The sequence below is a fragment of the Streptosporangium sp. NPDC000509 genome (assembly GCF_042898365.1).
In the GTDB taxonomy this organism is placed as follows: domain Bacteria; phylum Actinomycetota; class Actinomycetes; order Streptosporangiales; family Streptosporangiaceae; genus Streptosporangium.
Genome location: NZ_JBIAYX010000024.1, coordinates 102,773 through 115,438 on the forward strand (window position 1 = coordinate 102,773; position 12,666 = coordinate 115,438).

General features: G+C 72.6%; 8 protein-coding genes. All 8 read right to left on the reverse strand.

Going from position 1 to position 12,666, the window contains the following annotated elements; all coding sequences use genetic code 11:
* Nucleotides 1–2: 2 nt before the first annotated feature.
* The 8 genes from ACFY3D_RS34520 to ACFY3D_RS34555 all read right to left on the reverse strand — a co-directional run bounded on the left by ACFY3D_RS34520 (nt 3) and on the right by ACFY3D_RS34555 (nt 12,666).
* Nucleotides 3–1,190, reverse strand: a complete 1,188-nt coding sequence (locus tag ACFY3D_RS34520; RefSeq protein WP_350950127.1) for a cytochrome P450 — start codon at nt 1,188–1,190, stop codon at nt 3–5.
* Nucleotides 1,191–1,306: 116 nt separating this feature from the next.
* A complete protein-coding gene (locus tag ACFY3D_RS34525; RefSeq protein WP_389987577.1) occupies nt 1,307–2,989 on the reverse strand; it encodes a dipeptide ABC transporter ATP-binding protein in 1,683 nt (560 codons plus the stop codon).
* Nucleotides 2,986–3,786: an ABC transporter permease gene (locus ACFY3D_RS34530; protein ID WP_389987580.1), complete on the reverse strand. Its 801-nt coding sequence runs from the start codon at nt 3,784–3,786 to the stop codon at nt 2,986–2,988. Before ACFY3D_RS34530 ends, ACFY3D_RS34525 begins: the two co-directional genes overlap by 4 nt.
* The gene (locus ACFY3D_RS34535; RefSeq protein WP_389987583.1) at nt 3,783–4,784 is read right to left on the reverse strand and encodes an ABC transporter permease; all 1,002 of its coding nucleotides are present in this window, start codon (nt 4,782–4,784) and stop codon (nt 3,783–3,785) included. Before ACFY3D_RS34535 ends, ACFY3D_RS34530 begins: the two co-directional genes overlap by 4 nt.
* Nucleotides 4,769–6,427, reverse strand: coding sequence for an ABC transporter substrate-binding protein (locus ACFY3D_RS34540; protein ID WP_389987586.1), 1,659 nt, complete (start codon nt 6,425–6,427; stop codon nt 4,769–4,771). Before ACFY3D_RS34540 ends, ACFY3D_RS34535 begins: the two co-directional genes overlap by 16 nt.
* 146 nt (nt 6,428–6,573) lie before the next feature.
* On the reverse strand, nt 6,574–7,560 hold the full coding sequence (locus ACFY3D_RS34545; RefSeq protein ID WP_389987589.1) for an LLM class flavin-dependent oxidoreductase: 987 nt from the start codon (nt 7,558–7,560) through the stop codon (nt 6,574–6,576).
* A 76-nt stretch (nt 7,561–7,636) separates the two neighbouring features.
* The gene (locus ACFY3D_RS34550; RefSeq protein ID WP_389987592.1) at nt 7,637–9,556 is read right to left on the reverse strand and encodes an HAD-IIIC family phosphatase; all 1,920 of its coding nucleotides are present in this window, start codon (nt 9,554–9,556) and stop codon (nt 7,637–7,639) included.
* Complete coding sequence (locus ACFY3D_RS34555) at nt 9,553–12,666, reverse strand: type I polyketide synthase (RefSeq protein WP_389987595.1); 3,114 nt, start codon at nt 12,664–12,666, stop codon at nt 9,553–9,555. The genes ACFY3D_RS34550 and ACFY3D_RS34555 overlap by 4 nt, the downstream gene beginning before the upstream one ends.

The following is a 12,666-nucleotide window of genomic DNA, read 5'->3' on the forward strand; positions in this document are numbered from 1 at the left end:
CGTCACCATTCGACCGGCAGCTGGAGCACCCGCTGCACGGTGCCCGCGCCGAGGATGGGCAGTTCGTCCACGGGTACGGCCAGCCGTATCCCCGGGATCCGGGTGAGCAGCTGGTGCAGGGCGACCTCCAGTTCGAGCCGGGCCAGGTTCTGGCCGAGGCACTGGTGGATGCCGAACCCGAAGGTGAGGTGGTGGGTGTCCTCGCGCAGGACGTCGAACTCGTGGGCCCGCCGGTGCACCTGCTCGTCCCGGTTGGCCAGGGTGCCCGAGACGAGCACCCCCTCCCCCTCCCGGATGAGATGGCCCGCGATCTCGATGTCCCCCTTGGCGACCCTGGTCGCGACGAGGTCCGTGGTCGCGATGTAGCGCAGGAGTTCCTCGATCGCGCCGGGCAGGCGGGAGGGGTCCTGAAGCACCAGCGCCAGCTGGTCCGGGTGCTCCAGCAGCGTGATGACGCCCAGGGCGAGAGAGGAGGAGGTCGTCTCGTGAGCGGCGATCAGGAGCACCAGCGCGATCGAGACCAGCTCGTCGTGCCCGACGTCGCCGGGGATGACCCGCTCCCTCACCAGCGTGCCGAGCAGGCCGTCGGTGGGTTCCTTGATCTGTGCGGCCACCAGCCGGTCGATGTAGTCGACCAGGTCCTGAGCCGCCGTCGCCGACTCCTGCTCGGTGCCCAGCATCACCTTGCCGCTGGCGTCCTGGAAGAAGTCGTGGTCGGTGTAGGGGACGCCGAGATGCCGGCAGATCACCAGGGACGGGAGCGGCACCGCGAGCAGCGGCACCAGGTCGGCGGGAGGGCCGTGGTCGATGATCGCGTCGATGTATCCGGACACGATCTCCTCAAGCTGGGGACGCATTCCGCGAACCGTCTTGAGGCTGAAGTGCGGGTTGAGGTAGCGCCGGTAGATGTCGTGGACGGGCGGGTCCATCGCGATGAGCGCGAGGGTGCGGGCGATCTGCGAGCGGAAGCGGGGGGCGACGATGGGGAACCCGGGGTGGGTGCGCTGCGAGGACAGGTTCGGGTGGGTGAGGATCTCCCGCGACTCCCGGTACCCCGTCACCATCCACGCCTCGCGGCCGTCGAAGAGCGTCACCTTGAGCACCGGCCCCCGCTCACCGATCTCCCGATATCCGGGCGGCGGCTCATACGGGCAGGTGCGTTTCTGCGGATACGGCGGAGCTTCCGTCATTTCCTTCATCCTTCGGCGAGACAAGAAAAGGGCGCCGCCGGTGCCGTGCGACGACAACGACATTAGGCAGGAACGAAATATTGGGCAAGGCCGGTTCAGCGCCGATTAAGAATTGCTTATGCGCTTCCCCGAGCGGCCCGGTGAATCCGGGGAACCGCTTCCAGGAGGGTCTTTGTGTATTGGTGCTCCGGAGCTTCGAACACTTTTCTTATGTCGCCGGACTCGACCACTTTTCCGTCTTTCATGACCGCCACTTCGTGACTGATCCTGTGGACGACACCCAGGTCGTGGGAAATGAATACGTAGGCCACGCCGAGCCTTTCCTGAACGCCGGTCAGGACGTCGAGCACCTGCGCCTGGATCACCGCGTCCAGGGCCGAGACCGGTTCGTCGCAGATGATGACGTCCGGTCGCGGGGCGAGTGCCCGCGCGATCGCGAGGCGCTGCCGCTGGCCTCCGGACAGCTCACGTGCCCGCCGGCCGAGCACCTCCTCGTCCAGGCCCACGTGCTCCAGGAGTTCCGCCACCCGTCGTGCGCGTTCGGCGCCGGGGGTGCCCTGCGCGCGCAGGGGCTCCTCGAGAAGCCGCCTCGCGGTGTAGCGGGGATCGAAGGAGGCGAGCGGGTGCTGGTAGATCATCTGGATCCGGCGGCGGGCCGCCCGCCGTTCGGGGCCGCGCAGTTCGCTCCAGGTCCGCCCGTTCACCTCGACCCGGCCGGCGTCCGGCGCGGCCAGGCCCAGCAGCAGCCGACCCACGGTCGTCTTCCCCGACCCCGACTCTCCGACGATGCCGAGCGTCTCACCGGCCCGTACCTCGACCGACACCTCGTCCACCGCGGTGAACGTGCCCTTGCCCGGCAGCCTGTACCTCTTGACCAGCCCTTCGGCGCTCAGCACCACCCGTCCGGGACCGGGACGCGCATCGGGGCCGGCCGACGCGACGCCCGCGCCCCGCGCCAGGCCCCGTCCCTGCCCGAGCGCGGCGGCGACCAGGGTCCTGGTGTAGGGGTGGGAGGGCGCCTGGAGCATCTCGCGCGTCGGGCCGTCCTCGACGAACCGCCCGTCCTTCATCACGTACACGTGGTCGGCGATCTCCGCGACGACGCCGAGGTCATGGCTGATGAGCAGGATCGCCGTGCCGTCGCCCGCGCGCTCGCGCAACAGCGCGAGCACCTGCCTCTGCACCGTCGCGTCCAGCGCCGTCGTCGGCTCGTCGGCGATCAGCAGGTCGGGCCGCGCGGCCAGGGCCGAGGCGATCAGGGCGCGTTGCCGCAGCCCGCCCGACATCTCGTGCGGGTACTGCCGTGCCCGGCTCTCCGGCAGGGGGACGCCCACCGAGTCGAGCAGCCGTACGACCTCGTCGCCGATCTCGCCCGAGGGCACGGTCCGGTGCTCGCGCAGGGGTTCCGCCACCTCGGCGCCGACGCGGCGCAGCGGGTCGAGGGAGCCCAGGGCGTCCTGCAGGACGAAGCCGACGCGTCGCCCGCGCAGCGCACGCCAGCCTCGGCCCCGCACCCGGCGCAGGTCGAGCCCGTCGAACACGAGCTCTTCCGCCCGCACGTCGGCGCCGTCGCCGGCCAGTCCCACCAGGCTGCGCGCGGTGACGCTCTTGCCGGAGCCTGACTCACCGACGATCGCCACCACCTGCCCGCGGTCGATGCGGAAGGACACGCCCCGCACCGCGTCGACGTGCCCGCGGCCCGTCGAGAAGCCGACGGTGAGGTCCCGGACGCGCAGCAGTTCCCTCGTGTCCCCCGGCGCCGGGCTCGTGTCCGTCGTGTCGCCGGATGCCAGGCTCATGTCCGCCCCCGTTCGATCCGCTGCCGCAGGTGCCCGCCGACGACGGTGATGGACAGGACCGCGATCGTGATGGCGGCCCCGGGGAACGCCGCCGGCCACCAGGCGATCGCGAGGAACTCCTGGCTGTCGGCGAGCATCGCGCCCCATTCGGCGGTCGGCGGCTGGGGGCCCAGGCCCACGAAGCTCAGCGAGGAGCCCGCCACGATCATCGCTCCCAGGGTCACCGTCGCCAGCACCATGACCGGGCCGAGCGCGTTGGGCAGGATGTGCCGCAGGATCACCTGGACGCGCGACCAGCCGAACCCGTGGGCCGCCTCGACGTAGTGCGCTCCGCGCAGCCTGATCACCTCCGCGCGTGTCACCCTGGCGAAGCCCGGCAGGGAGATCACCGCCAGGCCCACGCTGGCCGGGCCGCCGCCGGGTCCCAGCACCGCGACGACCAGGAACACCAGCAGCAGGCCGGGGACGGAGAGGATCACGTCGAGCGATCTGCTGAGCACCTGGTCCATGGTCCGGCCGAGCTGCGCGGCGGCGACCCCGACCAGGACACCCACGGCCAGCGCGAGCCCGACCGCGCCGGCGCCTATCAGCAGGGAGGGGCCGGCGCCGTGAACGATCCTGGCGTACAGGTCCCTGCCGTTCTGGTCGGTGCCGAGCCAGTGCGTGCCGTCGGGCGGCCGCAGCGTCGCGTTCAGGTCGGCCGCGTCGGGGTCCGTCCCGGTGAACAGCGACGGGAAGAGCGCCATCGCGGCCAGCAGTGCCAGCACGATCGCCCCCGGCCAGAAGCTCTTGGTCACGGCCGGCTCCCCGCCTCTCGCGTCCTGGGGTCGATCACCCGGACCAGGATGTCGACCACGATGTTGACCAGCACGAACACGACCGCGGTGAGCAGCACGATCGCGATCACCACGGGCATGTCCTTGTTCTCCACCGCGAACAGCACCAGCCGTCCGATCCCCTGCCGGGAGAAGACGATCTCGATGATCACCGCGCCTCCGATGAGCGAGCCGGCGATCCAGCCAAGGAGCGTGGTGGCGGGCAGCAGCGCGTGCCGCAGCACGTGCCGCAGGCGCAGCGCGAGCTCGCCGATGCCCCGCGAGCGGGCGGTCACCACGAACGGGTCCTCCAGCGCGCGCAGCAACCCGTCGCGCAGCACCCCCGTCATCACCGCGACCGGCGCCGCGGCCAGCGCGGCGGTCGGCAGCACGAGGCCGGACAGGGAGGAGGAGCCGATGGCCGGGAACCAGTGCAGGTTGAAGGAGAACACCGTCAGCAGCAGCAGCCCGAGCCAGAAGGGCGGCAGCGCCACCACCAGCGACTCGGTCGCGGAGAACGACGAGCGCACCCACCGCCGGCGGTTCGCGCTCACCACGGCGAGCAGGACGGAGGCGACCAGCGTGACCAGCAGGGTCGCCAGGACCAGCAACAGAGTGTCGGGGAGCTGGGATCCGATCGCGTCCCACACCGGCCTGCGCAGCACGTACGACTCGCCGAACTCCCCCCGCGCGATCCTGGTGAGGTAGGCGAGGTACTGCGCCACGAGCGGATCGTCGAGCCGGTACTCGGCGATGATCCGCTCGCGCACCTCCGGGGTGACGGCGGAGCGGGCGAGCAGCACGTCGGCGGTGCCGCCCGGCATCACCCGCAGCAGCAGGAACGTCGCCGTGACCGCTCCCCACAGCACGGCCACCGAGGCGGCCACGCGCACCAGCACGAGACGCGCCGCCCCGCTTCTACGGCGTGAGGGCTCCGCGTCCGCCGCCTCGGCGGCGGGCACGTTCAGGACGCGAGCCATGCGCCGTACAGGTCGGGGGTGCCGTCGGCGTTGAAGCCGACCTCCCGGACGCCCTCGCGTACGGTCACCGTGGACAGGGGCGAGTAGATCGGCAGGACCGCGGCGTCCTCGGTGATGCGCTTCTGCACCTCGGCGTAGGCGCGGTGCTGCTCGGCCTGGTTCTCGGCGCCGAGCGCGCGCCGGAAACCTGCCTCCACCTCCGGGTTGTCGTAGCGTGCCATGTTGTTGCTGATCCCGCGCTTGGGCGTGGGGATGTTGTCGGCGCCGAACAGGACGCGCAACACGTCCGGCCCCGGCGCGGAGAAGCTGGTGTCGATCAGTTCGTAGTCACCGTCCAGCAGGCGCTTGACGAAGGTCCCGCCGTCGAGGTTCTCCTCGACCAGTTCGACGCCGAGTCCCTTCGCCGCGGACTGGATCTGCGTGGCGAGGTTGGCCACGGACCCGTCGGACCACATGTGGCGCAGGGTGAGACGTTTGCCGTTCTTCGTGCGGTACCCGGCCGCGTCGCGCCCGGTCCAGCCCGCCTGGTCGAGCAGCCGCTCCGCCTCGGCCGGGTCGTGGGCGTAGGCGGGGGCGAGCGAGCCGTCGTAGCCCGGTGTGCCGGACGAGAGCACCCCCTGGGCGCCTTCGTACACGCCGAAGTAGACGTTCTTCACGATCTGCGCCCAGTCGATGCCGGTACGCAGCGCCTTGCGCACGTTGACGTCGCTGAGCGGGCCGCTCGCGGTGTTGGGCCAGTAGCTGTAGTTGATCCCGGGGAACGGCGTCGAGTGCAGGGTGAATCCGGGCGTGCTCTTGAGCGTGTTGAGGCTCGTCGGCGACAGGCCGGTGACCGCGTCGACCTGGCCGCTGGTGAGCGCGCCCAGCCGGGCGGCGTTGTCCGGCACGACCTTGACCTCGATCCGCTCCAGCCGTGCCGGGCCGCGACGCGGTTCCGGCGCCCAGTCGTAGGAGGGGTTCCTGACGTAGTCGATGCCCTTCTGCGGCACGAGCCCCGTGTCACTGCGGAAGGGGCCTGTTCCGACGATCTTCGCGCACAGCGCGGAGGGGGAGCCCTTGAGGGTGGGCGGGGACTGGATGCCCAGGTTGGGCAGGGCCAGCGCGGCGAGGAATCCCGAGTCGGGCCGCTTGAGCCTGACCTCGACCGTGGAGGGGCCGACGGCCTTGGCCGACCGGTAGGCCGCGAGCAGGCTTCCGGCGAGCAGCGACTTCGTCTCCGGAGCCACCACGTGGTCGAGGTTGGCGACCACCGCCTGGGCGTCGAACCTCTCCCCGTCGGTGAACGTCACGCCCTGACGGAGGTCGAAGGTGTAGGTGAGCCGGTCCGGCGAGACCTCCCAGCGCGTGGCCAGCCAGGGACCGATGGCTCCCTGCGCGTCCTGGTGGACCAGCGAGTCCAGGATCGGCCGGGTGAGGGCCCTGGCCGACTCGGTGGGGCTCTGGTGCGGGTCCAGGCACTCGGGTTCCTTCTCGACGGCCAGGCGCAGCGTGCCGCCGCTCCTGGGCTGCGCGGCGGCGCTCCCCTCCCCTGTCGTGGCGCCGTCCGCGCCGGAGGAACACGCGGTGGCCAGTGCCAGCATCAACGTGGCGGCCCCCGCCATGGTGGCGGGCGTGCGTGACCGGGACCTCGTAGCAGCAGCCATCCTCATCCTCATCGTTCGAACGTCGGGGTGCGCCGGAGGTCGTTCTCCGGCTGGACAGACACACAGTGCTCGGCGGTTCTAAAGCCGGGCTGAACGCGGGCTGAGGAGAGCTGTGGCCGGTGCTCGGGCGCACCGGCCCGTGCGGCCTACAGGGATGAGACGATCTTGGCGAGCAACTCGTACGAGCGGATCCGGGCGGCGTGGTCGGGCACCTGGGTGAGCACGAACAGCTCGTCGGCGCGGGTCTGGCGCAGCAGCTCGGTCAGGCGGGGAGTGATCCGTTCCGGGGAGCCGACGAACTGCGGGTCGATCCGGTCCCGCAGGAAGCGCTCCTCCTGCGGGGTGAACGTGTGCGCCGCGGTCTCCTCCTCGGTGGGCAGCACGGTGCCCGGATCCACGGTGCGCATCAGGATCTGGCCGAACACGAAGGAGGCGGCCAGCCGGTGGGCCCGCTCGTCGGTGTCGGCGGCGACGACGATCACCGCCACGCACGCGTGCGGCTCGGACAGCCACGGCGAGGGCCGGAAGGCCCGGCGGTAGGCGTCGAGTGCCTCGGGGGCGCCGCCCCCCACGATCGCGTGCGCGTAGACGTAGGGCAGGCCCGCCCGGCCCGCGTAGGCGGCGCTGCCGACGCTGGAGCCCACCATCCACAGCTCGGGCGCGATCGCCGGCTCCGGGATCGCCCGCACGCCGCCGCTGCCTCCGGCGAAGTACTCGCGCAACTCGTGCAGCGCGTCGCCGAAGTCCAGCCGGCGCGGGTCGCCGATGCGGGCCGCGATCTCGCCCGAGCCGCCAGGGGCGCGCCCGAGCCCCAGGTCGACCCGGCCCGGATAGAGGCCGGCCAGGACTCCGAACTGCTCGGCGACCACCAGGGGCGAGTGGTTCGGCAGCAGCACCGCACCCGAGCCGACCCGGATGCTGGAGGTCGCCTCCAGGATGGGCCCGGCGAGCACCGCGGGGCTCGACGCCGCCAGCGCCGGCGTGTTGTGGTGTTCGGCCACCCAGTAACGCCGGTAACCGAGCGCCTCCACGGCCTTGGCCAGATCGATCGAACGGCGCAGCGCGTCACCCGCCGTGTCACCTCGCCAGACCGGCGCGGTGTCGTGCACCGAGACCGCGATTCCCTCAGGCAATGCCCTCTCCCTCATCCCGTTCACACATATACGGAGGCTTCCTCACGTTATGTCCGCAAGTTAAATCGAGGATGCCTCAGCTTGTCAACGCCGCCTCCGTGGGACCGGCCGGGGCCGGCACCACCCGGCCCGCGACCTCCAGCGTGAGATGGCCGGGCACGCCGACGATCTCGCCGAGGTCGTGCGCGTACCGCGACCGCCGCGGCGTCACCTCCGTCGCGGTGAACCCGTAGTGCGGGTAGAAGTCCGCGACCTTCGCGTTCCTCGCGCTCGCCACGTAGTCACCGTGCACGGCCGGAAAACCCGCGGCACGTGCCTGGCCGAGCACCGCGGCCAGGCACGCCTGCTCGATCCCCCGGGCGAACACCCGGCAGCTCAGCAGGAGGTTCTCGATCAGCAACCCCTCCGGCAGCGCCCGCAGGAAGACCGCTCCGACGATCCCGTTGCTCCCGAACCGGTCGGCCGCCGACAGCGTCAGCACCCGCGACCCTGGCCGCTCCGCCCGCTCACGCACCGCCTCCGGGGAGAGGCGCTCGGTGGTGAGGTTGAACTGGTTGGTGCGCAAGGTGATCTGCGACAGCCGCGCGACGTCGGCGCCGGTGGCGGGCGCCAGCCGTACGGACACCCCCAGCCCGCCCAGGAACTCCTCGGCCGACCCCGCCGCGAACAGGAACTCCGAGCGCGCCACCTCCTCGTGGTAGCGCCGCGTCCGGACGCGGTCCTCCGTGGTCACCTCGTTCACGGTGAACCAGCCGTCGGCCAGCAGCCGCGTCACGTGCAGCGCCGGGTCGCCGTCCAGGTGGATCACCGCCGTCTCCGGCAGCTCCGCCGCGACCGCGGCGCACTCGTGGACGCTGTCGTCGGCGAACACCACGCTGTCCCCGCCCAGGTTCAGCTCCCGCGCCAGGACGCGCAGATTGGCCGGTTTCGGCCGCCAGTTGGCGAGAATGCGGACGAAGGCGTCCTCGCGCACCACCATGTCGGGGTGTTCCCGCAGCGCGGCGAGCACGGTCTCCTGGTCGTTCTTGCTCACCGCGGCCAGCAGGACACCCTGCGACTGCAGCTGCGCCACCACCTTCTGGAACCGCCGGAAGGCCTCGCCTCGCCGTCCGTGGGCCACCTCGATGCCCTCCACCCCGTCGTCGCCGAGGACTCCGCCCCACAGCGTCTGGTCGAGGTCGACGGCGAGCACCTTCCTGGCACGCCCGGTCCGGGCCCGCACCAGGTGGGCCAGTTCACGGGCGTACGCGCCGAGCAGGGCGTCCGACAGGTGCGCCCGCGCGTAGACCTCGAACCGCGGATCGGACAGCTCGATCGGCGCCGTCAGCAGCGGGTCGAGGTCCATCACCACGACCGGCTCCACCGACTCGCCGAACGCCAGCAACTCGGCGTTGGCCCGCCGCCAGACCGCGCCGAGCCGCGCCCTGGACGGATGGTCCAGCAACTGCGCCTGCCACACCCGGGGCAGCGGGACGGTGTTGAACACGAGCGCGCCGGACCCGCTCTCACCGAACCGCGCCGCCAGCCGCCGCCACAGCGCCAGCTTCTCCTCCAGCACGCGCTCCACGTCGTCCACCGTGAACGGCACGCCGACCTCGTCGAACACGGCCGCGTGGTCGAGTACGCAGACGGTCACGTCGGGCCGTCCGGCGTACAGGGCACTGCCGGGATCGCCCAGCTCGAACGCGTACGAGCCGAAGTCGGCGAGCCGGACGTCCGGCAGATACCCGTGGCGGGCCAGCTCGCCGGTGAGCGCGGTGCGCAGCGCACCGAGCGTGCCGTGTCCGGTGACGGTCACGGCCGCGAGCGGAAGCCCCGGATGGTGTTCGCGGGCGGCCTCCACGTCGACCCGCTCCAGCAGCCGCGCCGACCGGGCGGCGTCCTCCTCGTCCATCGCGGCCAGCAGTGCCGCGACCTCGTCGTAGCGCGCCGCGAGCGCCCCCTCGCGGTGCAGCGAGCGCAGGCACGCGCGCGCCTCGGCGCTCGTGGAGGTCATCGCTTCTCCAGCAGTGCCGGCGCGTTCTGCGGGCCGAGCAGTTCCTCCAGCCGGAACGCGAGTTCGCGGGCGGTGCCGTGGTCGAGCACCAGTCCCACCCGCACGTCGACGCCGATCTCCCTGGAGAGCCTGGCGGCGATCTCCAGCGCACCGAAGGAGGTGATGCCGATCTGGGTCAGGTCGTCCGCCGGGCCGATCGCGCCGTGGGAGTGCCCGAGCGCGTCGGCCACCGCCGTCAGCACCAGCGACGTCAGGAGGTCGTGGCGCTCGCCCTCGGGCAGGCCGGACGACGGCACCGGCGACGATGCGGCCGGTGCCGTCGTCGGCTCGTGCGGCTCGTACGGTGGCAGGTCCCGTCCGTGTCTCCTCGGCGGGATGAGCCAGTAGCGTTCGTGCCGGAACGGGTAGGTCGGCACGGTGGCCGGATCGGCGACCGGCCCCTCGCCGAGCACCTTCTCCCAGTCGATCCGCACGCCGCGCGCGTGGGCCTGCGCGACACCGCGCAACACCGACCGGGCCTCCGCCGCGGGGTCTCGCACCAGCGGGATCGCCGACACGCCGTCCCGCTCCCCTGCCAGGCAGTCCGCGATCATGCCGGTCATCGTGGTGTCGGGGCCGATCTCGACGAAGGTGTCGACGCCCAGGCCCCGCAGGGTGAGCACGCCGTCGTGGAAACGGACCGTGCCGCGCACCTGGGCGGCCCAGTAGTCCGGTGCGGCCAGCGCGTCCCGCGTCGCCACCAGGCCCGTGGTGTTGGAGACCAGGGGGGTCGCGGGTTCGCCGACGTCCAGTTCCGCCGCCGCCTCCACCAGCCGCGGCAGCGCGGGGTCCATGTGCGGCGAGTGGAAGGCCTGGCCGACCGCGAGCGCCTTCGTACGCACCCCACGGGAGCGCCATCGGGCGGCCAGCCCCCGCACCGCGTCCGCGTCGCCGGAGACCACGGTCGACCTCGGCCCGTTGACCGCCGCCACGGACACCCGTCCGTCCAGCTCGGCCAGGGATGCCCGCACCTCCGCCTCGGGGGCCCGCAGTGACACCATGCCCCCGCCGCCCCCGCCTTCCGGCGCGGACTGCATCGCCAGTGCCCGTACCACGACCAGGCGCGCGGCCTGCTCCAGCGAGAGCGCCCCGGCGACGTGTGCCGCGGTGAGCTCCCCGACGGAGTGGCCGAGCAGCGCGTGGGCGACCAGGCCCAGGTGCTCGGCGAGCCGGCAGAGCGCGAGCTGGGTGGCGAACAGCGCGGGCTGGGCGAACTCCGTGCGCCGCAGCAGCCCTCCCAGCGGGCCGTCGGCCGCGGCGGACACCACCTCGCCCAGGGGCGGGCCTTCGGCGTGGTGGACCCGTCTGGCCAGGTCCAGTGCGGCGCAGGCGGCGTCGAACGCCTCGGCGTAGACCGGGAACCTCTCGTACAGCTCGCGTCCCATCCGCGCCCGCTGGGTGCCCTGGCCGCTGAACACGAACGCCACCTTCGGCGCCGCGCTCGCCGTGACGATCGGGCTGGACGGCCCGGCGAGCGCGTCCAGTTCGCGGGTGAGCTCGGCGGCGCCGGAGCCGAGCGCCACCGCCCGGTACCTGAACTCCGAGCGCCGTCCCGCCAGGGTGCGGGCCACGGCGGCGAGATCGGTCTCCCTTCCTGAGCGCAGGAGGTCACCCAGCCGGGCGGCCTGTGCCCGCACCGCCTCGGGCGTCTTGCCGGAAAGGAGCCAGGGGACGGCCACCGGCGGGTTCCCTGCCTCGGCCCCTGCGGCCGGTGACTCCCCTTCGGCCACCGGCGCCTCCTCGACGAGCAGGTGCGCGTTGGTCCCGCTGATCCCGAACGAGGAGACACCCGCCCTGCGCGGACGGTCGCCGCGCGGCCAGGGAAGGGCGCGCTCCAGCGGTTCCACCCCGCCGTCGTCCCAGTCGACCAGGGTGGACCGATCGGCCACGTGCAGCGTCGCGGGCAGCACGCCGTGCCGCAGCGCCTGCACCATCTTGATCACACCGGCGACTCCCGCCGCGGCCTGCGTGTGCCCCAGGTTCGACTTGACCGAACCCAGCCACAGCGGTCGCCGCCTCGCGGTGCCGTAGGCCGCGATCAGGGCGCCCGCCTCGATCGGGTCCCCGAGCGCGGTGCCGGTCCCGTGCGCCTCGACCGCGTCCACCTCGGCCGGCGACAGCCCCGCGCCGCGCAGGGCCGCCTCGATCACCTTCTCCTGGGCGGTCCCGCTCGGCGCGGTGAGCCCGTTGCTCGCCCCGTCGGAGTTGATCGCCGAACCGCGGATCACCGCCAGGACCGGGTGCCCGTTGCGCAGGGCGTCCCCGAGCCGCTCCAGCACCAGCACCCCCACGCCCTCGCCGAAACCGGTGCCGTCGGCCGCGTCGGCGAACGCCTTGCAGCGACCGTCCGCGGCGAGCCCGCCCTGGAGCCCGAACTCCACGAAGACCCGGGGGGTGGCCATCACCGTCACCCCTCCGGCGAGCGCGAGGTCGCACTCGGAGCGGCGCAGCGAGTCGGCGGCGAGGTGGATCGCCACGAGCGAGGACGAGCAGGCGGTGTCGACGCTGAGCGCGGGCCCCTCGAAGCCGAAGGTGTACGCCACCCGCCCGGACGCCACACTCGCCGCGTTGCCGGTCATGAGGTAGCCGTCGAGCTCGGGGGGCGCGTCGTCGATCGCGGGCGCGTAGTCCTGGTAGATCACCCCGGTGAACACCCCGGTCCGGCTGCCCCGCAGCGACCTCGGGACGATCCCCGCGCGCTCCAGGGCCTCCCAGGAGACCTCCAGCAGCTGCCGGTGCTGCGGATCCATCGCCACGGCCTCCCTGGGGGAGATCCCGAAGAAGGCGGCGTCGAACCCTGCCGCGTCGTCCAGGAAGCCACCGGCCCTCGCCCGCTCCCGCAAGGCCGGGTCCCAGCCGCGGTCCCGCGGCGGCTCACCGACGGTGTCGACGCCGTCGGCGACCACCCGCCACAGGTCCTCGGGCGAGCGCACCCCGCCGGGGTAGCGGCAGGCCATCGCGACCACGGCCACCGGGTCCGGGTTCGACAGCGCGGCCAGCTCCCTCTTCACCCGGGCGAGCTCACCGGTCGTCCACTGGAGGTACTCGACCAGCTTCTTCTCGTCACTCAT